Origin of the sequence: Streptomyces coeruleorubidus (genome assembly GCF_028885415.1) — a bacterium.
GTDB lineage: Bacteria > Actinomycetota > Actinomycetes > Streptomycetales > Streptomycetaceae > Streptomyces > Streptomyces coeruleorubidus_A.
The window spans coordinates 4,674,260-4,694,085 of record NZ_CP118527.1 but is presented as its reverse complement, the minus strand read 5'-3'; the positions used below and the strand labels follow the sequence as shown (position 1 = coordinate 4,694,085).

The 19,826-nt window shown below is 71.0% G+C and carries 12 protein-coding genes and 4 tRNA genes; 9 read left to right on the top strand and 7 right to left on the bottom strand.

Annotated elements, in window-relative coordinates; all coding sequences use genetic code 11:
* The 5 genes from hrpA to PV963_RS21775 form a co-directional block, all read right to left on the bottom strand.
* Positions 1 to 3,969 carry an ATP-dependent RNA helicase HrpA gene (gene hrpA / locus PV963_RS21795; RefSeq protein WP_274817438.1) on the bottom strand — a complete coding sequence of 1,323 codons (3,969 nt, stop codon included), beginning with the start codon at positions 3,967 to 3,969 and terminating at the stop codon, positions 1 to 3.
* Positions 3,970 to 4,111: 142 nt separating this feature from the next.
* Positions 4,112 to 4,185, bottom strand: a tRNA-Phe gene (locus PV963_RS21790).
* 24 nt (positions 4,186 to 4,209) lie between these two features.
* Positions 4,210 to 4,284 (bottom strand) — tRNA-Asp (locus PV963_RS21785).
* Positions 4,285 to 4,321: 37 nt separating this feature from the next.
* A tRNA-Glu gene (locus PV963_RS21780) sits at positions 4,322 to 4,394 on the bottom strand.
* Between the two features lie 80 nt (positions 4,395 to 4,474).
* On the bottom strand, positions 4,475 to 6,061 hold the full coding sequence (locus PV963_RS21775) for a metallophosphoesterase family protein (protein WP_274817437.1): 1,587 nt from the start codon (positions 6,059 to 6,061) through the stop codon (positions 4,475 to 4,477).
* An 83-nt stretch (positions 6,062 to 6,144) separates the two neighbouring features.
* On the opposite strand from PV963_RS21775, the gene PV963_RS21770 reads away from it, so the two are divergent.
* The 8 genes from PV963_RS21770 (at position 6,145) to PV963_RS21735 (ending at position 16,598) form a co-directional block, all read left to right on the top strand.
* The gene (locus tag PV963_RS21770; RefSeq protein ID WP_059420586.1) at positions 6,145 to 6,495 is read left to right on the top strand and encodes a metallopeptidase family protein; all 351 of its coding nucleotides are present in this window, start codon (positions 6,145 to 6,147) and stop codon (positions 6,493 to 6,495) included.
* A gap of 87 nt (positions 6,496 to 6,582) precedes the next feature.
* On the top strand, positions 6,583 to 7,119 hold the full coding sequence (locus tag PV963_RS21765; protein ID WP_274817436.1) for a hypothetical protein: 537 nt from the start codon (positions 6,583 to 6,585) through the stop codon (positions 7,117 to 7,119).
* A 365-nt stretch (positions 7,120 to 7,484) separates the two neighbouring features.
* Positions 7,485 to 9,632, top strand: coding sequence for a DEAD/DEAH box helicase (locus PV963_RS21760; protein ID WP_274817435.1), 2,148 nt, complete (start codon positions 7,485 to 7,487; stop codon positions 9,630 to 9,632).
* Positions 9,633 to 9,789: 157 nt separating this feature from the next.
* Positions 9,790 to 9,862: transfer RNA gene (locus PV963_RS21755), tRNA-Lys, on the top strand.
* Positions 9,863 to 10,520: 658 nt separating this feature from the next.
* Positions 10,521 to 11,135: a tetratricopeptide repeat protein gene (locus PV963_RS21750; RefSeq protein WP_274817434.1), complete on the top strand. Its 615-nt coding sequence runs from the start codon at positions 10,521 to 10,523 to the stop codon at positions 11,133 to 11,135.
* Between the two features lie 246 nt (positions 11,136 to 11,381).
* A complete protein-coding gene (locus PV963_RS21745; RefSeq protein ID WP_274817433.1) occupies positions 11,382 to 15,230 on the top strand; it encodes a CHAT domain-containing protein in 3,849 nt (1,282 codons plus the stop codon).
* Between the two features lie 13 nt (positions 15,231 to 15,243).
* On the top strand, positions 15,244 to 15,642 hold the full coding sequence (locus PV963_RS21740) for a hypothetical protein (RefSeq protein WP_274817432.1): 399 nt from the start codon (positions 15,244 to 15,246) through the stop codon (positions 15,640 to 15,642).
* Complete coding sequence (locus PV963_RS21735) at positions 15,639 to 16,598, top strand: hypothetical protein (RefSeq protein ID WP_274817431.1); 960 nt, start codon at positions 15,639 to 15,641, stop codon at positions 16,596 to 16,598. The genes PV963_RS21740 and PV963_RS21735 overlap by 4 nt, the downstream gene beginning before the upstream one ends.
* 40 nt (positions 16,599 to 16,638) lie before the next feature.
* Here PV963_RS21735 and PV963_RS21730 read toward each other — a convergent pair whose 3' ends face one another.
* Complete coding sequence (locus tag PV963_RS21730) at positions 16,639 to 17,499, bottom strand: RNA polymerase sigma factor SigF (protein WP_274817430.1); 861 nt, start codon at positions 17,497 to 17,499, stop codon at positions 16,639 to 16,641.
* Positions 17,500 to 17,829: 330 nt separating this feature from the next.
* Positions 17,830 to 18,273: a MarR family transcriptional regulator gene (locus PV963_RS21725; RefSeq protein ID WP_274817429.1), complete on the bottom strand. Its 444-nt coding sequence runs from the start codon at positions 18,271 to 18,273 to the stop codon at positions 17,830 to 17,832.
* A 345-nt stretch (positions 18,274 to 18,618) separates the two neighbouring features.
* On the opposite strand from PV963_RS21725, the gene PV963_RS21720 reads away from it, so the two are divergent.
* On the top strand, positions 18,619 to 19,788 hold the full coding sequence (locus tag PV963_RS21720; protein ID WP_274817428.1) for a PP2C family protein-serine/threonine phosphatase: 1,170 nt from the start codon (positions 18,619 to 18,621) through the stop codon (positions 19,786 to 19,788).
* Positions 19,789 to 19,826 lie beyond the last annotated feature (38 nt).

The window sequence follows — 19,826 nt, the reverse complement described above, 5'->3', positions numbered from 1 at the left end:
TTACGGAACCGCCGCGTCGATCGCCTTCACGATCCGCTTGTCCGGGACGGGGTACGCCGTGCCCAGCGCGTGGGCGAAGTAGCTGACCCGGAGTTCCTCGATCATCCAGCGGATGTCCAGGACCGACGACGGCACCGGCCGGCCCTGCGGCATCTGCTCCAGGAGCCAGGCGTACTCGTCCTGCATCTCGTGGACCTTCTGCATCCGCGTGGTGTCCCGCTGGACGTTCGTCGGCATCTGCGTCAGACGCCGGTCCGCGGCCACCAGGTAGCGCATCAGGTCCGGCATGCGGCGCAGGCCCGCCTCCGTCACGAAGCCGGGCTTCACGAGGGCGTCCAGCTGCCTCCGTACGTCCTGGAGGTTCGGCAGCAGCGCGGGGCTGCGTACGGCCTTCAGGCGGCGTTCACACGATTGCCAGGCGGCCAGGACCTGCTGCACCTGGCCCACCGTGCGGACGGTCGTGTCGACGATCTCGGCGCGCACCTTGTCGTACAGCTTGCGGTACGACTCCTCGTCCCACGCCGGCCCGCCGAAGTCCGCGATCAGCTTGTCGGCGGCCGCCATCGCGCAGTCGTCGAACAGCGCCTGGATGGAGCCGTGCGGATTTGCGGACAGCGCCAGCTTCTGCGCGTTCGTCAGCTTCTCGGAGGCGAACTTGGCCGGGTTCACGGGGATGTTGCGCAGGATCAGGCGGCGGGTGCCCTTCCACATGGCCTGCTGCTGCTCGGCCTCTGTGTCGAAGAGGCGTACGGAGACCGTGTCGCCGTCGTCGACCAGCGCCGGGTACGCCTTCACCGGCTGGCCGGCCCGCCGGGTCTCGAAGACGCGGATGAGGGTGCCGATCGTCCAGTCCGTGAGGCCCTTGCGCTCCAGGGACTCGCCGCCCTGGCGTTCCGCCGTGGCGGCCGCCGCCTGGGAGAGGGCCTTGCGGGCCTTCGGCCGGAGCCTGAGCTGCAGCGCCTGGAGGTCCTTGTCCTCGGCGAGCTTGCGGCGCCGCTCGTCGACGATCCGGAACGTGACCTTGAGGTGGTCGGGGACCTTGGACCAGTCGAAGTCGTCCGCCTCGAAGGGCACGCCCACCATGCGCCGCAACTCGCGGGTCATGGTCGTGGTGAGCGGCTCCTGGAGGGGGACCGCGCGGTCGAGGAATGCCTTCGCGTAGTTCGGCGCGGGTACGTAGTTGCGGCGGATCGGCTTGGGCAGGGACCGGATGAGCTCCGTGACGAGCTCTTCCCGCAGGCCCGGGATCTGCCAGTCGAAGCCCTCGTCCGTGACCTGGTTGAGGACCTGGAGCGGGATGTGGACGGTCACGCCGTCGGCGTCCGCGCCCGGCTCGAACTGGTACGTCACACGGAACTTGAGGTTCCCCTGGCGCCAGGAGTCCGGATAGTCGTCCTTGGTGACCTCGCCCGCCTTCTCGTTGATGAGCATCTCGCGCTCGAAGTCGAGGAAGTCGGGCTGCTCGTGCCGCTTGTGCTTCCACCAGGAGTCGAAGTGGGCGCCGGAGACGACGTGTTCGGGGACCCGCTGGTCGTAGAAGTCGAAGAGCGTCTCGTCGTCGACCAGGATGTCCCGGCGCCGGGCCCGGTGCTCCAGCTCCTCGACCTCGGTGAGGAGTCTGCGGTTGTCCGAGAAGAACTTGTGGTGCGTGCGCCAGTCGCCCTCGACGAGCGCGTTCCGGATGAACAGCTCGCGGCTGGCCTCCGGGTCGATCCGGCCGTAGTTGACCTTCCGCTGCGCCACGATCGGCACGCCGTAGAGCGTGACCTTCTCGTACGCCATCACCGCGGCCTGGTCCTTCTCCCAGTGCGGCTCGCTGTACGTGCGCTTGAGGAGGTGGCCGGCGAGGGGTTCGACCCACTCGGGCTCGATCTTGGCGTTGACGCGGGCCCAGAGGCGGGACGTCTCGACGAGCTCGGCGGACATCACGAAGCGCGGGGGCTTCTTGAAGAGGGCCGAGCCGGGGAAGATCGCGAACTTGGCGTTGCGGGCGCCCAGATACTCGTTCTTCCCGGTGCTTCTCCCGCTTTCCGCCCCGGCGTCCTTCACGTCCTTCATGCCGATGTGGGACAGCAGGCCCGCGAGGAGGGAGACGTGGATGCGGTCGGCCGGGGCGTCGTCCTCGTTGAGGTGGATGCCCATCTGTTTCGCGACCGTGCGCAACTGGCTGTAGATGTCCTGCCATTCGCGGATGCGAAGGAAGTTGAGGTACTCCTGCTTGCACATCCGGCGGAAGGAGGACGAGCCGCGTTCCTTCTGCTGCTCGCGGATGTAGCGCCAGAGGTTGAGGTAGGCCAGGAAGTCGCTGGTCTCGTCCTTGAAACGGGCGTGCTGCTGGTCGGCCTGGGTCTGCTTGTCGGCGGGGCGTTCGCGCGGGTCCTGGATGGACAGCGCGGCGGCTATGACCATGACCTCGCGCACGCAGCCGTTCTTGTCCGCCTCCAGGACCATCCGGGCCAGGCGTGGGTCGACGGGCAGCTGGGCGAGCTTGCGGCCGGTGTCCGTGAGCCGCTTGCGGGGGTCCTTCTGCGCCGGGTCGAGGGCGCCCAGCTCCTGGAGGAGCTGCACGCCGTCGCGGATGTTGCGGTGGTCCGGCGGGTCGATGAAGGGGAACTTCTCGATGTCGCCCAGGCCGGCCGCGGTCATCTGGAGGATGACGGAGGCGAGGTTCGTACGGAGGATCTCCGCGTCCGTGAACTCCGGGCGGGCGTTGAAGTCGTCCTCGCTGTAGAGGCGGATGCAGATGCCGTCCGACGTACGGCCGCAGCGGCCCTTGCGCTGGTTGGCGCTGGCCTGGGAGACCGGCTCGATGGGGAGGCGCTGGACCTTGGTGCGGTGGCTGTAGCGGGAGATGCGGGCGAAGCCCGGGTCGATGACGTACTTGATGCCCGGGACCGTGAGGGAGGTCTCGGCGACGTTCGTGGCCAGAACGATCCTGCGTCCGGTGTGCGGCTGGAAGACGCGGTGCTGTTCGGCGTGGGAGAGCCGGGCGTAGAGAGGCAGGATCTCCGTGAAGCGGTAGTTCTTCTTGGTCAGGGCGTCGGCCGTGTCCCGGATCTCCCGCTCGCCGGAGAGGAAGACCAGGATGTCGCCCTGGCCCTCCTTCTGGAGTTCCTCGACGGCGTCGACGATCGCGGTGATCTGGTCGCGGTCGGCGTCGTCGCCGTCCTCCTCCAGGAGCGGCCGGTAGCGGACCTCCACGGGGTACGTACGGCCGCTGACCTCGACGATCGGGGCGTCGCCGAAGTGCCGGGAGAAGCGCTCGGGGTCGATGGTGGCCGAGGTGATGACGACCTTGAGGTCGGGGCGCCTCGGCAGCAGCTGGGCGAGGTAGCCCAGCAGGAAGTCGATGTTGAGGGACCGCTCGTGGGCCTCGTCGATGATGATCGTGTCGTAGGCGCGCAGCTCGCGGTCGGTCTGGATCTCGGCGAGCAGGATGCCGTCCGTCATGAGCTTGACGAAGGTGGCGTCCGGATCGACCTGGTCGGTGAAGCGGACCTTCCAGCCGACGGCCTCGCCCAGCGGGGTGTCCAGCTCCTCCGCCACGCGCTCGGCGACGGTACGGGCGGCGATACGGCGGGGCTGGGTGTGCCCGATCATGCCGCGGACCCCGCGCCCGAGCTCCATGCAGATCTTCGGGATCTGCGTGGTCTTACCGGAACCGGTCTCACCGGCGACGATCACGACCTGGTGGTCGCGGATGGCGTCGGCGATCTCGTCCTTCTTCTGGCTGACCGGCAGCTGCTCGGGATACGTGATGTCGGGTACGCGGCCGCGTCGCCCGGCCATCCGCTCCTCGGCCTTGCCGGTCTCGGCCTCGATCTCGGCCAGCACGGCGGCCCGGGCCTCCGGCTTACGGATCTTGCGCGCACCTTCGAGCCTGCGCCCGAGCCGGTGCGCGTCGCGCAGGGACAGCTCGGTCAGGCGGGAGGCGAGGGCGCCGAGGGCGGGGGCGGATTGCGTAGACATACGCGATCCAGGATCTCATCCCGCGGATTTTCGTGGCTAACGCTTTTGTCTCCAGCGGTTTGGCCGGGTCACGCGCCCCTTCGAACCTCTGGGGGAAGACAAAGCGAAGCCCCCGTCGAGATCCCGACGGGGGCTTCCGTTGTGGCTGGGGCCGGGGTCGAACCGGCGACCTTCCGCTTTTCAGGCGGACGCTCGTACCAACTGAGCTACCCAGCCACGAGGTTTCACGTGAAACCTCAGCGGTCCTGACGGGATTTGAACCCGCGGCCTCCACCTTGACAGGGTGGCGAGCACTCCAAACTGCTCCACAGGACCAAGCATGTCGTACGACAGTGTCGCACAGGGTGGTGCGTGCCCCCAACGGGATTCGAACCCGTGCTACCGCCTTGAAAGGGCGGCGTCCTAGGCCGCTAGACGATGAGGGCTATCGGCCCGCCTGGGCGCTTCTCAGCGCGTCGGGGACGTGAGAAGCATATGGGATGGCGGGAGCTATCGCCAAAACGGTTTAGGAGGAGGGCGTCGGGGACGCCGGCGGGGACTGTGTCGTGGGCGTGGTCGGGGACTGGGTGGCGCCGGGCTGGTTCTCCTCCGGGAGGTGGCGGCTGACCTCGGCCGTCGTGAGACCGAGGCCGCCCAGTTCGATCTCGTCCCAGGCCTGGAGGTGGCGGGTGTCCCGGTCGAAGTACAGGATCGACGCCTCGATGGGGTCGGGGTGCTTGCCCTCGATGGCGCGCAGGCCGCTGCCGCCCGTGGAGCCCTCGATGCGGAGTCGGGTGCCGTACTTCAGGACTTCCATCTCGTCGTGGTGGAGGTGGCCGGCCAGCACCAGCGGCACCTCGCCGTCGACCTCGCGGGCCGCCGACGGTTCGTGGGCGATGGCGATGTCCACCGGGGTTCCGGCCGTGCCCTGGTCGCGCAGGGCCGTGGCCAGGCGGGCTCCGGCCAGCTCCTGGGACTGCTCGTTGCCCGGTTGCTTCGAGCGGTCCGGGGTGAACTGCGGGTCGCCGATGCCCGCGAAGCGCAGGCCCTTGATCGTCTTGGCCCGGCCGTCGTCCAGGACGTGGACGTTCTTCAGGCCCTCCAGATAGCGCTGGGTGATCATCGAGTCGTGGTTGCCGCGGACCCAGACGTAGGGGGCCCCGAGGTCCTCGATGGGGTCCAGGAAGCCGTTCTCGGCGGCCGTGCCGTGGTCCATCGTGTCGCCCGAGTCGACGATCACGTCCACCTTGTACTGCTCCACCAGCGAGGCGATGATCTTCCAGCTCGCCGGGTTCAGGTGGATGTCGGAGACGTGCAGGACCCGGATGGTCGAGGGGTCGGGCGCGTAGGCCGGGAGGGTCGAGGTGGCGTCGTAGAGCTTGGTCACGTTGGTGACCAGGCGGGCCAATTCCTTCTGGTAGACGTCGAATTCGGTGACGATGCTGCGCGCGTTGCCGACCAGGGAGGGGGCCGAGGTGAGCAGTCCGGAGAACTTGGGCTCCAGGACGGAGTCGGGACGCCAGGTGGCGTACGCCGTGCCGCCCGAGGCGGCGAGGAGGGTGAGGGCGAGGCCGCCGGCGGCCAGGGCGCGGCGGGGGCGGCGGTAGACCGCGAGGCCGAGTGCGGTGGCGCCGCCGACGACGGCGATGCTCGAGCGGACGGCCAGGTCGAGGGTGCCGCGCCCGACGTCCTCGGTGACCTCGTCCTGGAGGCCTGAGAGCCGTTCGGGGTGGTCGACCAGGGCCTGGGAGCGTTCCGGGTCGAGCTGGTCGACGTTCACGTCCAGGCGGACCGGGGCGATGTGGCTGTCCAGCTGGAGGGCGCCCAGGGGCGAGATGTTGATCTTTGTGCCGCCGGTGAAGGAGGGGCGCAGGGTCATGGTGGTGTTCATGGGGCCGACCGGGACCCGGACATTGCCCACGACGAGCAGGCCCAGCCAGGCGCCGAGGAGGACGACGGCGACGAGTCCCACCGCCCGGGACCACGGGTGCGGCTGCGGCACGAGCTCGATCGTGGCCGGGGCCTGACGGGAGCGGTAGCGGCGGGCGAGGGTGTGCGGGGCCTTGCGGATCGGGTTCAGGACACTCAGGACTGCGGCGGGGACGCGGGCCATTGGTCCCGTATGCCCAAGTCCCGGGCCGGATATGCGACGCCGGAAGGCTCTCGTACGGCTGTGTCGTGGCCGACAATGGGCCTGTGCTGGAGATGACGCGCGAGGAGTTCGAGGAACTGGTCGCCGAGGCGCTCGACCGGATCCCGCCGGAGTTGACGCGACTGATGGACAACGTCGCGGTGTTCGTCGAGGACGATCCGCCGTCGGACGATCCCGAGCTGCTCGGGCTGTACGAGGGGACTCCGCTGACCGACCGGGGCGAGTGGTACGCCGGTGTGCTGCCGGATCGCATCACCATCTACCGGAATCCGACGTTGCGGATGTGCGAGTCGCGGGAGGACGTCGTCGCCGAGACGGAGATCACAGTGGTGCACGAGATCGCGCACCACTTCGGCATCGACGACGCGCGCCTTCACGCCCTGGGTTACGGCTGAGCGGGTTGTGAATACGGGGCGCGTGTCCTCTTGTGGGCGGCGGGAGTTGGAGGTGTTGACTCCATCACCCTTCCCGGAGGTGGCCCCGTGCGCCCCTTGTACGTACCCGTCCGTCTGGCCGCCACGGTCGTGGCCGTCGCCGCTGCCGCCGGCTGCATGAGCGTCGGCGACGACGACGCGGGCGGGAGCGTCAAGCCGTCGCACTCCGCCGGGCAGTCCGGTGGCGAGGCGCCCGACGGTGGCTCGGCGGTGTCGGGCGGCGGTACCGGGCTCGGTGCGGCGGCCGACGGCGAGCGCGGGCGCGGCAAGGGCAAGAAGGGCGAGAAGGGCAAGGGCGGTGAGCCGGGGGAGTCGGCTGCTCCCGGGGTGTCGCCGTCCGCCGTGGTGAGCGCGTCCGCGCCGGGGCGCGAGAAGCCGGGCAAGCCGGCCAGGCCGAAGCCGAAGCCGCCGGCTCCGCCGACGCCCACCCGGTCGGCCGATCCCGAGCCCACTCCGACGCCGACCGAGGTGACGACCTCGCCGGAGCCGACGGACAAGCCGGAGCCGTCGTCGTCGGCGCACGAGCCGCCGGGGCCGCAGCTCGCCCAGCGGGAACCGGCACCGGAGGCGGGGGCGCCGGCTTAGGGGGTGTCCCTCCTAGGGCCGGGAGCGCGCCGTTGCGGCGGGTCGTCGCCGTGGGGCGGGGAGTGTGCCGTCGCGGCGGGAACATTTCCGGCCGGAGGTTGGTTGGAAGCGCTCGGGAGGCTTTCCGGTCGTCGGAGAGCAGCCCGCTGTCTCCTGCGCAGTCCGGTTTGCCTTGCGGGGCCCGGAGTGCGTATGGTGGCAGATCGTTTGATCCCATCTTGCCCGGCGCCACCGCAGAGCGCGCCGTGTGGCGCGTACTCTCTCCCTTGCCGTGGTGGACCGCATTGAGGCGGTCGTATTGCGAATCGCGAATCACGGAGTTGACGGGCGCGTGCCGACGAGACTCCGGAAGGTTTCGCATTCGCATGTCCATCACCAGTACTGATCACCTCGTCCTGCCCGAGAACGAGGCAGCCGACGACACCCCCGAGGTCACTTTCGCCGACCTCGGTCTGCCCGAGGGCGTCGTCCGCAAGCTCGCGCAGAACGGCGTGACCACCCCCTTCCCGATCCAGGCCGCGACCATCCCGGACGCCCTGCTCGGCAAGGACATCCTCGGCCGTGGCCGCACCGGCTCCGGCAAGACCCTCTCCTTCGGTCTGCCGGCCCTGGCCACGCTGGCCGGCGGCCGCACCGAGAAGCACAAGCCGCGGGCCGTCATCCTCACGCCGACGCGTGAACTCGCCATGCAGGTCGCCGACGCCCTCCAGCCCTACGGCGACGTCCTCGGCCTCAAGATGAAGGTCGTCTGCGGCGGTACGTCCATGGGCAACCAGATCTACGCCCTGGAGAAGGGCGTCGACGTCCTGGTCGCCACCCCGGGCCGGCTGCGCGACATCATCAACCGCGGCGCCTGCTCGCTGGAGAACGTGCAGATCGCCGTTCTCGACGAGGCCGACCAGATGTCCGACCTGGGCTTCCTGCCCGAGGTGACGGAGCTGCTGGACCAGGTGCCCGCGGGCGGTCAGCGGATGCTGTTCTCCGCGACCATGGAGAACGAGATCAAGACCCTCGTCGACCGGTACCTGAAGGACCCGGTCCACCACGAGGTGGACGCCGCCCAGGGCGCGGTGACGACCATGTCGCACCACATCCTCATCGTGAAGCCCAAGGACAAGGCGCCGGTCACCGCGGCCATCGCCTCCCGCAAGGGCCGCACGATCATCTTCGTCCGCACCCAGCTCGGCGCCGACCGCGTCGCCGAGCAGCTGCGCGACTCCGGTGTGAAGGCCGACGCGCTGCACGGCGGCATGACGCAGGGCGCGCGCACGCGGACCCTGGCCGACTTCAAGGACGGGTACGTCAACGTGCTCGTCGCGACCGACGTCGCGGCACGTGGCATCCACGTCGACGGCATCGACCTGGTGCTGAACGTGGACCCGGCCGGCGACCACAAGGACTACCTGCACCGCGCGGGCCGTACGGCGCGCGCCGGCCGCACCGGCACGGTCGTGTCGCTGTCCCTGCCGCACCAGCGGCGCCAGATCTTCCGGCTGATGGAGGACGCGGGCGTCGACGCCACGCGCCACATCATCCAGGGCGGCGCGGCCTTCGACCCGGAGGTCGCCGAGATCACCGGTGCCCGGTCGATGACCGAGGTCCAGGCCGAGTCCGTGGGCAACGCCGCGCAGCAGGCCGAGCGCGAGGTCGCCCAGCTCACCAAGGAGCTGGAGCGGGCGCAGCGGCGTGCGAACGAGCTGCGTGAGGAGTCCGACCGGCTGCTCGCGCGGGTCGCTCGCGAGCGCGGCGAGGATCCGCAGGCGGCGGTGTCCGAGGCGGCCGCGGAGGTTCCGGCCGGCGTCGAGATCTCGGTGCCGGAGCAGCGGACCGCGCAGGACGCCGAGCGCGAGCAGCGTTCCGAGGCTCCCGCGCCCTACGAGCGGCGAGAGCGGCGCGAGGAGCGCGGCGGGGCCGGGCGTGACCGTTCCTACGACCGTGACCGCGGTGGCCGTTCGTTCGAGCGTCGCGATGACCGTGGTGGCCGTTCCTTCGAGCGTCGTGACGACCGTGGCGGCCGTCCGTTCGAGCGTCGTGACGACCGCGGTGGCCGTCCGTTCGAGCGTCGTGACGACCGCGGCGGGTTCAACCGGGACCGTGACGGTGACCGTGGCGGCCGTTCCTTCGACCGTGACCGCGACCGTGGTGGTTTCCGCCGGGACGACCGGGGCGACCGGAGTGAGCGCGGCGGCTTCCGTCGTGACGACCGTGGTGGCCGTTCGTTCGAGCGTCGTGACGACCGCGGTGGCCGTCCGTTCGAGCGTCGTGACGACCGTGGCGGCCGTCCGTTCGAGCGTCGTGACGACCGTGGCGGTTTCCGCCGGGACGAGCGCGGTGGGCACCGTGGCAGCGACCGTCCCTTCAACCGGGACCGCCGGGACGACCGTCCGGGCTTCCGTTCCGGCGGGCACGACCGTCCCGGGCACGACCGTCCGCAGGGTCGTCGTGACGACCACCGTGGCGGCGGTTCCTTCCAGCGCCGCGAGGACAAGCCGCGCTGGAAGCGCAACGGCTGACGCAGACGCGTGACGAGCGCCGTGGCCCCTTCTACGGGCGGGCTGCGGCGCTCTGCCGTTCCGGAGGGGGTTTTCACACCTCCGGCACGGCCGGGTCACCGATACCCGATCGGAGACTCGGCCTCGTCCGGCTATGCTCGTGGGAGCAACATCGCCTGGGCCCTTAGCTCAATTGGCAGAGCAGTGGACTTTTAATCCATTGGTTGTGGGTTCGAGTCCCACAGGGCCTACCGCGTCGTCAGTGTCCGCAGGGCTCTGACCAGCAGAGTCGTTGCCCTGTCCGCATGCGTGGCCAGGGCAACGACTGTGGTTGGAGACTGCTTGCGTGAGCATGCGTGAGCGGATGTGGGACCCGTTCGTGTGACCAGGACCTTGCCGGAAAGGGCTGAGCCAACGGCGCGCCTCGACCACCGCGTCCCCGCATCGCCTGCACTCACCTCCCAGCTCATCACCCACAGCGTCTGGCCCGTTCAGGTCTCCGTCCTCACCCTTGAGAACCTGATCAACGCTGGGAGCTGAGTAAGAACGGTCACGGCCGTCGATTCATCGTCGCCGGGCGGCGGCGCCAAGCGAAGAACCACGCCCACCAGGCCGCAAGCCCGTCGCCTACACGTCGCGAAAGCAGCTGTCCCCGACCACGCCGCCCGACCCCTCAAGGGGTCCGCTGCCCAATGCGAGCTGACCACCGACCGCCAACCCGTCCGTGTCCTGATCGCCCACATCCGCACACCGGCCGAAACCAGGCACCCGGCCGCCGAGCCGAGGCCGCCCGCCGACGCTCGACCGGTTGCTGGCTCGATCCCTGGCCGGCAGAGGCGCAGCCCCCGCTCTCAGCGGTGGCCGTGTCACCTCCGGCACTGCAGCATCGGCAGGGCCGGTAGAAATCGGATGTTCTTGGCCGGCGTCCCTCGCATCGCCGCGTGTATGCACGCACGCGGTGACACGGAGCGGGCCAGGCCGGTGTTCCAGCGGATTCTTCGGCTGCGGGCGGCGAAGTTCGGTGACGATCACCCCGACACCCTCCTCGCGGCCTGCAACATGGGCGCGTGCCTCAACCAACTTGAGGACTACCGGGGGGCGTTCCGGCTGAACACCGGCACCGTGCGGCGCTGTGAGAACCGGCTCGGCGAGGACGACCGGACGACGATCCTGGCCGCGGAGAACCTCGCGGGCAGCCTCTTCGGTCTCGGGCAGCTGGAGGCGGCGCTGACGCTGTACCGGGACATTCACCAGCGGTACAGGCGGGTATCGGGAGAGAACTCCCTGGCGGCACTCGACGCCAAGTCGGCCGTGGCCATCACCCTGCACAAGCTCGGCCACTACGAGGCGGCACGCACCATCAACGCCGACCTGCTGCCGAGATACGAGAGGGCGGCCGGAAAGGACTACTCGGGCACCAAGAACACGCGCGCGCGGCTCGAGAAGAACCTCCGTGCGCTCGGGCGAGACGAGGAGGCCGACGAAGTGCACGGCGGAATCCCGAAGTTCCTGCCGCCGCCCTGAGGTCAGCGCGGCCGGCGCAGGCCCGCGATGAGGAGTTCGACCGGGCGGCGGGCGGCGGGCGTCGAAGCGGGAGTCGCCGTCCGCGCCGGTGCACCAGGCGACTCCGCACACCGAAGCAGCGTCCGGAACCACCCATCAGGATCCCGGCTTCGGCCGGCTCGGGCGCCGTCTCGTTTCCCTCCGGACCGTGTGTGAAGCCGGTCGGAAAGCCTGACGGAGAGTCCGGCGCCGTAGGACAATGCCGTCATGACGGGGAACGGCACCACGCTGTACGCCACGATCACCGAACTCGCGGGCAGAATCCTGCCGTTGGACGGCAGACAGCCGGATCCCCAGGCGCTCCAGGCGTTCGCCGACGCCCTTCGGGCCCGGCCCGGCGGACCCGACCAGTTGCACGCCACCTCCGCGGCGCTGCGTGCCGCGCTCGACAAGCAGTCCGCCACCGAGCGGCGCGGTCTGCTGGTGCTTCTGGACATGGTGATGACCAGGATGTTCGAGCAGAGCGGCCACCCGGAGGACCTCGTCGCGGCCCTCGACCTGAGCCGGGAGGCCGTCGCTTCGACGGACGGGATGCTGCGGGACGGGGTCTCTCCAGCCGTCCTCGCCTGGCTCCGGTACTCGGGCACACTGCTCGGCGACACCCGGCTGAGCCGTGCGGAGCTGGGCAGGCTCATTCCCCTTCTGGTGCACGGCGTTCGTGCGTGTGAGCGGTTACGGGTGGCCGACGGGCGGGACAGGCTGCTCGCAGAGGTCGCCTTCGTGCTCCGCGCGTGGAACGGCAGGCCGGGCGAGGTGACGTCGGCCGAGGTGGACGCGGTCGTCGGACCGCTCCTTGAGCTGCCGATGCCGCCCGACGGCGAGCCCCTCACCCAGGCCCTGCTGTCCTCGCTCGGCGCGCTGCACATGAAGCGGTTCCACCGGTCGGGCCTGCGCGAACACGCCGACCTGGCGGTGGACACGTACACCAGGCTCGTGGCGCAGGCCCGGCCCCTCGCCTCGCTGACTCTGACCCTGGGCGACATGCTCTACTCCAGATACGACCGGTTCCGTGACCGCGCCGACCTGGACCGGTCGGTGGAGGTGCTGCGATCGGGACTGGGACCGGACGTGAACCCGGGCAAGGAGCCGGGGGCTCGGGAAGCCCTCCAGCTCTCCCTGGCCAAGGCATTGTTCGAACGCGCGTCGCTGGATCTCTCCGAGGACGACTGGCGCTCGGCGGACTCGGCGTTCCGGGCGGCCATGTCGGCCGACACCAGCGTGCAAGGGCATGTAACCGGCGCGTTGGGCGCGCGGGCGAGGGCGGAGGCGGCCTTCGCCGCGAGCGTGGACCGCAGCGCGCCGGACGCCGAGCAGCGGATGCGGCGTGTCCACCGGCTGATCAACGGGGCCGAGGCGGACGGCAGCGGGGAGGTGGCCGGGGCCGGGGCGGACGACGTGTCCGACTGGCTGGCGAGGCGGCTCGTCGACCGCTTCAACGCGACCGGGAAGGCGGCCGATCACCAGCACGCCGTGGCGGCCGTCCGAAAGGCGGCGGAGTCGGTGACGGGCGAGGCGGCGGTGCACACCCGCACCACCCTGGCCGACCTTCTGCTGGCGGGCTACGAGGCGACCGGCTCCCGCTCGGACATCGACGAGTGCGTCGGTCTGCTCCGCGAGCTGCTGTCCGCCGAGCCTGCGGACTCGGACGAGGGGCGCGAAGAGCGCGCCCGGCTGCTCTCGCAGCTGTCCGGCGCCTTGGCCTACCGCTTCGAACACGCCGGTGACCAGGCGGATCTCGACAACTCGATCGCCGCCATGCGCGAGTCCGTCGCCCTGACCCCCACGAGCGGTTCCGCCGCGACCGCCCGTGCCCAGCGGCTGGGCAACCTGACGAGCAAGCTCATGGTCCGTGCCGAGCTGCTCGGTTCCCTGACCGATGTCGACGAGGCGGTCACGGCGGGGACCGAAGCCGTCCGCCTTTTCGGTGTCTTCGTGGATCATGCGACGCTGCCTCTCCTGCTGAGCAATCTCGGGGGTGCGCACCGCCGCCGCTACCAGATGCGGGGCGACGAGGCCGATCTGGACGCCGCGCTGGACGCCCTGCGGCGCATGCTCGATCTGAGCGCCAAGGGCACACCCGAACACGTACGGGCGATGAGCAACCTCGGTTCGTCCCTGCTCATCGCCGACGCCGCTGGGCGGGAGGGGCTCGACGAGGGCATCACCCTGATCCGTGCGGCGCTGGACGCGACATCGCCCAGCCACCCCCAGCACTACTTCTCCCGGAGCGTCAACCTCGCCAACGCACTGCTGCTCCGCTGGTACCGCAGGCACAGTCGGCCCGATCTGGACGAGGCCGTCGCCCTGCTGCGCGCCCGGCTGGCGGCCGAGGAGGGCGACGCCGCCAGGCGCCGGCGGGCGGACAGCATGTTCCTCCTGGCGGGGGCGCTCAGCAGTCTGTACGAGGAGACCTCGGACGCCGGAGCGGCACGGGAGGCCGCCCTGCTGCACGCCGACTGCGCCCGGTCCCCTTTCGCCCCCGCCGCCCAGCGGATCCGGGCGGCGTCCCTGTGGGCCGGCCTCAGCGAGCGGCTAGGGGACGTGGACGGGCCGGACGGCGCGCTGGCCGCCTGGTCCCTCGCGGTCGGACTCCTGCCCGTGGTCAGCTGGCGGGGGCTGGGCCGGTCGGATCAGGAGTCGCAGCTCTCCGAGTGGACGGGCACGGCGTCGGCCGCCGCGGCGTGCGCCTTGGACGCCGGGCGGCCGCAGCTGGCGGTGGAGCTCCTGGAACAGGGCCGCTCGGTGCTGTGGACGCAGTTGCAGCAGTCGCGTGTCGAGGCCGGTGCCCTGAGCCGGCTGGCCTCCGGGCTCACCGCCGAGCTGCGTCAGGTGGGCGCGGCTCTGGAAGAAGCCGCCGCGTCCGCGGAGACGTCGTCGGACCGTCTCGTCGCGCTGGGGCGCCGCTGGGACGCCCTGGTGGAACGGGTCGGGGCCGAGCTGGGTGACGACAGCCCCTTCGCGCCGCTCCGCTATGAGACGCTCGCGCGGGCCGCTGCCGGGGGGCCGGTGGTACTGGTCAACGTCACGGCTCGGCGCAGCGACGCGATCGTCGTGTTCCCGCCGCCCGTGGTGCCCCTCGTCGTCCCGTTGCCCGGCCTGGACCTGGCCGAGACGGGGCGCCGGGCGGCCGACTTCCTGAGGGCGGTCCACGACCAGGGCGCCACGGAGCCGCAGGGCCATGTGGCCCTGCAGATGACCATGGCGACCACGCTGGAATGGCTGTGGGAGGCCGTCGCGAAGCCGGTGTTCGACCGGCTCGGTCTGATCGACGACGGAAGCGGGGTGCCCGGCAAGCGGATCTGGTGGTGCCCGACCGGGGCGCTCACCCTGCTGCCGCTGCACGCCGCCGGGATCGTGGGAGGCGCCGACGGCACATGGCGGCGCGTCATCCCCTCGTACACCCCTACGCTGCGGGCGCTGGTGCGCACCTACCAGGGCGGGCCGGACGCGGAACCGGCGGTCCTCGGCCGGGACGGAGGGCGGCTGCTGACGGTGGCGGTGCCGGACTCGCCGGGCCAGCCGCCGCTGCCTCACGTGGTGTCGGAGGCGGCCGGGATCGCGCCGCGCTTCCCCGGGCTGGCGCATACGGCGCTGGTCGACGCGCAGGCCACCCGCGACCGGGTGCGGCGCGAGCTGGCCGGGTGCTCGTGGGCGCACTTCGCCTGCCACGGCAGGCAGGATCCGACTCAGGCGTCCGACAGCGCTGTGCTGCTGCACGACGGCGCGCTGACGGTGCTCGACATGGCCCGGACCCGCCCGGCCGGGGCGGAGCTGGCGTATGTGTCGGCGTGCCGTACGGCGGCCAGCAGCGTGCTGCTGATGGATGAGGCCCAGCATCTGGCGGCCGGGCTCCAGATGGCCGGATTCCGGCACGTGGTCGGTACCCTCTGGGCGGTCGGCGACCGTTCGGCAGCGGTCACCGCGGGCCGCTTCTACGATGTCCTGCGGGACGGTGGCTCCCCCGCGGCCGCCACCGCCGCCGCCGTGGAACGGCTGCGCCTCGACCACCCGTTGGAGCCGTCGGTGTGGGCGGGTTACGTCCATTTCGGCCCTTGAGGAGAGTGGGGTCATGCCCGATCCAGGGAAGTTCTTCGCGCTGCTGGTCGATCCTGAGGACGCCGCGCCCGCGCCGGTACGGCTGGAGTTGACGCCCGGCACTTCGCCGGACACCGCCGCCGCGGTCCTGACGACGGTGTTCCGCGCGGATCCGGGACTGGAGCGCGTCACGGTGACCGTGGGCGGGAATCCGCTCGGCGTCTCACGCCGCGAGCGGTTCGCCGGGAAGCACCCCGACACGGCGTCGCGGGAGTTCGGCGGTGGTGATCACGCGACGCTTCCGGGCCCGCCACAGCGGTTCACCCTGCTGCGGTTCACGTGCCGCGACTGTGATCTGGCCGCCCTGCGGGTGCATGCCGACTGGCAGCCTCCGTCCTGCCCGGACCACGGCCCCATGGAACTGGTGCGATGAGTCCGGAGAGGCTGGGCAGAGGCGCCGCCGAGGTGTTCACCGGGCGGTTCTTCCTGGTCAGCTATCTTCCGACGCTCGCGCTGAGCCTCTTCGTCCTGGTCCTCGTCCGGGCGGGCGCACCCGGGGAACGCATCGACTTCGGCCTGGCCTGGCGCACCACCGCGCGACTGAACGCCGGGGAGCTCACCCTGCTCGTGCTGGCGGTGACGCTGGCCGCGCTGGTCTCCCACCCGCTGCAACTGCCCCTGGTCCGGCTGATGGAGGGGTTCTGGCCGGCTGTCCTGCGGCCGGTGAGCGAGCGCTGTGTCCGACGGCAGGCGCGGCGGCGCAGCCGGCTGGAAGCCGACGCGAACCGACTGGACGAGTCGATGACCGACGCCGAACTCCAGGCGGCCGGCGCCGCGGGGACCCGGCTGCGGCAGCTCTTCCCGCCTGCCGACCGGCTGTTGCCCACCGCGTTGGGCAATGCCCTGGCCGCGACGGAACACCGGGCGGGCGCCGGCTACGGCTGGGACGCCGTCGTGGCCTGGCCGCGGCTGTACCCGCTGCTCGGTGAGACGCTGCGGGCCGTCGTCGACGACCGTCGCAACACGCTGGACGCGGCGGCCCGGCTCTCCGCGACGGCCTTCATGGCAGGGGCAGCGGCGACAGCCCTGCTGAGCCGCTCGGGCTGGTGGCTGCTGCTGGCGCTCGGGCCCTTGGCACTGTCATGGATCTGCTACCGCCAGGCGGTGGGCGCGACGTTGCGGTTCGGTGAGGCCGTGGAGAGCGCCTTCGACCTTCACCGGTTCGACCTGCTGCGGGCGTTGCACCTGCCGTTGCCCGCCGGACGGTCGCAGGAGCTCGCCCAGGCCCAGGAGGTGTGCGCGTACTGGCGGCAGGGGATGCCCGTCGCGTTCGCATACGAGCACGGCGTCGAGGACCGCACGGGGACGACGTCCGACGGCGTCACCTGAACCGTCCGCTCCCGGCCCGCAACGCTCGTGATCAATACACCTAGCCCGTCGCCAGCATCCCCGACCGCAGCCGCGCCACCGTCCGGGAGATCAGCCGGGAGACGTGCATCTGGGAGATGCCGAGGTGCTTGCCGATCTCCGCCTGGGTGAGTTCCTCCACGAAACGGAGGTGGAGGATGAGGCGCTGGCGCTCGTCGAGTTCGGCGACCAGGGGGGCCAGCGCGTGGAAGTCCTCGACGAGTTCGAGGGCCGGGTCCTCCTCGCCGATGAACTCGGACAGCGTGGTGTCACTCTCCTCCGAGTCGCCGGTGATCGCGGCGTCCAGGGACGAGGACAGATAGCCGTTCGCCGCGACCTGGGCCTCGACGACCTCCTCCTCCGAGAGGTTCATCAGCGCCGCCAGCTCCGTCACCTTCGGCGCGCGGCCGAGGCGGGAGGCCAGTTCCTCGGTGGCCTTGGCGAGTTCGGTACGGGCCTCCTGAAGGCGGCGCGGCACGTGCACGGCCCAGGACGTGTCGCGGAAGAACCGCTTGATCTCGCCGATGATGTACGGCACCGCGAAGCTGGTGAACTGGACCTCGCGGGAGACCTCGAACCGGTCGATGGCCTTGATCAGCCCGATGACACCGACCTGGACGACGTCCTCCATCGCCTGGCCGCTCGCACGGAACCGGCGGGCCGCGAACCGCACCAGCGACATGTTCATCTCGATGAGCGTGTTGCGCGCGTACTGGTATTCGGGCGTGCCCTCCTCCAGCACCGCGAGCCGTTCGAGGAACTGGCCGGTCAGCCCACGCGCGTCCTGCGGGGCGAGCTTCTGCGGCTCGGTGATCTGTGGCAGCTCCTCACCGGTGTCGGTGGCGGAATCCGTCGTCGTGCCGATGCGCGTTGTCGCCGTCACGGGCCCTCCCTCGTCGTTCCGGCCCGCTCCCGTCCCCCGGCAGGCCACCTCCAGCCCGCTACCCGCAGTCGCCCGGCTCATGCCCCGCGTCCTCCCCGTCGAGACGTTGACCACAGGCGGCGCAGGTCGGGGCGGTGACGGGGTACCCGCACGAACGGCTCACGGTACGGGCAGGAGGGTGGGGCGGTGCGGCGCGCAGGAGTTGGTGACGGGGCTCGTGGAGCGGACGGTTGTTGTTTGACAACTATAGTCGTGAGACAACAATCTGGCCGTGCCATGCGGACGCGGGGGAGGATCCGGAATGTTCGTCCCGGTGCCACGACGGGCAGTTCAGGCAGTCCGGGTACCGGACGCGGGGGAGTCGTCGGAGTCGTCGTGTATCTGGGCCGCGGCCGCGTCGCAGAACGCCTCCAGCCCTTGCAGCAGCGCGACGCGCTTGGCGGCCGGCATCTGGTCGAGCACCGCGCGCAGCGTCTGTTCCCGGCGGACGCGCAGGTCGGCCAGGAAGGCGCGGCCCCGGCCGCTGAGGTGCAGCCGTACCTCGCGCCGGTCCGCCGCGCTCACCACGCGCTCGACGAACCCGGCCGCCTGGAGCCGGTCGCACAGCCGGCTGGTCGAGGGCGGCGTGGAGGCGAGGGAGTCGGCGAGGGTGCGCAGGTTGATGCCCTCGTGGTGCTCCAGGATGAGCAGCACGCGCAGCTGGGAGGCGGAGGCGGGTGCCGTCGACGCCCGGCCCCAGAGGACTTCCAGCAACTCCGCGGCCGTGGAGGTCACACGGGCGACCTCTGCTGGCTCAGGGCGGGGTCGGAGGGAAGTCACAGTCACACTCTCGCAGGCACCGGGATGGCCGTCAGCGTACTAGGGGGGTGTCCGCAAAGTCCCGCCTGCCCCACGACGCCCGGCACGCACTCTCGCGGCGCCGGGCGAACGCACCGAACGCCGCAGGGCCCGCCCTCCGGGCGGACGACGGGACTTCGCGGACACCCCCTAGGCGTGCCGCGAGCCAGGGCCGACACCGGCCCCGGCCCGGGGCCCCGCGGCCGAGGGCCGTACGCGAGGACCCCGCAGGTGTCCGACCGAGGATTCAAGGATTGGGCTTCGACCATCGTGACGACGATCGTGAACAGACTCGTGACCGCCGAGCGCGCCCTGCGCACGGCGGCGCCCCATCAACTGCTGGACGCGGTCCGTCGTGTACTGACCGATCAGTACGCGGCGGACTCCGTCGAGCTGTACCTGGCCGACTACGGACTGACGGTGCTTCAGCCGGTGTCCGTGCCGCCGCACACCCTTCAGCCGGTGTCCGTGGCCAACAGCCCGGCGGGCCGGGCCTTCGGCGCGCAGGAGCCGTACGTGGAAACCCTTTCGGGCGACTCGGCTGACGGGGTACGCGCGCATCTGCCGGTCACCGTGCGCGGCGACCGCCTCGGCGTGCTGACGGTGACCCTGCCGGGCGGCGAGCACGCCGACGGCTGCCTCGGCGAACTGGCCGAGATCGCCGAGGTGCTCGGGCACGAGGTGGTCGTGGCCGAGCGGGACACCGACCTGTACCTCCAGGCGCGCCGCAGGGACCGGCTCACCCTGGCCGCCGAGATGCAGTGGCAGTTGCTGCCGGGCCGCTCCTGCGCCCGACCCGAGTACGAGCTGGGCGCACAGCTGGAACCGGCGTACGCGATCTTCGGCGACAACTTCGACTGGTCCGCCACGGCCGACCGGCTCAGTCTCTACGTCACCAACGGCATGGGCGAGGGCATAGAGGCCTCCCTGCTGACGAACCTGGCGATCAACGCCCTGCGCAACGCGCGCCGGGCCGGTCTCCCCCTCGCCGACCAGGCGGCCCTGGCCGACCAGGCGGTGTACGCCCACTACCGGGGCCGCTGCTACCTGTCCGTGCTCATGTTGGACATCGAGCTGGCCACCGGGCGGGTCCGGGCGGTGGACGCCGGTTCCCCGCGGCTGCTGCGGCTGCGCCGGGGTGCGGTGGAGCGGGTGCCCTTCGACGCCCAGCTGCCGCTCGGCATGTTCGAGGAGACCGACTACGTGGCCCAGGAGTTCGGGGTCGAGCCCGGTGACCGGCTGGTCTTCGTCAGCGACGGGGTGTACGACGCCGCCTCCCCGGGCGGAGAGGCGTACGGCAACGCCGCACTCGTCCGGGCGATCCAGTCGACCCGGCTGCTCCGGGCCGCCGAGGTGCCCCGGGCCATCCTGCGCGAACTGTCCGGCCACCGCGGCAGACCCGTCCCGGACGACGACGCCCTGGTGGTGTGCCTGGACTGGCGTGGGCGCTAGGGCACGGGGAAGACGCAGGTCGTCAGGTGCGGATGAGC

Excerpts from the sequence above, each read along its gene's own strand:
- PV963_RS21745 (WP_274817433.1), top strand. The coding sequence starts at position 11,382 with ATGACGGGGAACGGCACCACGCTGTACGCCACGATCACCGAACTCGCG.
- PV963_RS21735 (WP_274817431.1), top strand. The coding sequence starts at position 15,639 with ATGAGTCCGGAGAGGCTGGGCAGAGGCGCCGCCGAGGTGTTCACCGGG.
- PV963_RS21775 (WP_274817437.1), bottom strand. The coding sequence starts at position 6,061 with ATGGCCCGCGTCCCCGCCGCAGTCCTGAGTGTCCTGAACCCGATCCGC.
- PV963_RS21760 (WP_274817435.1), top strand. The coding sequence starts at position 7,485 with ATGTCCATCACCAGTACTGATCACCTCGTCCTGCCCGAGAACGAGGCA.
- PV963_RS21750 (WP_274817434.1), top strand. The coding sequence starts at position 10,521 with ATGTTCTTGGCCGGCGTCCCTCGCATCGCCGCGTGTATGCACGCACGC.
- hrpA (WP_274817438.1), bottom strand. The coding sequence starts at position 3,969 with ATGTCTACGCAATCCGCCCCCGCCCTCGGCGCCCTCGCCTCCCGCCTG.
- PV963_RS21740 (WP_274817432.1), top strand. The coding sequence starts at position 15,244 with ATGCCCGATCCAGGGAAGTTCTTCGCGCTGCTGGTCGATCCTGAGGAC.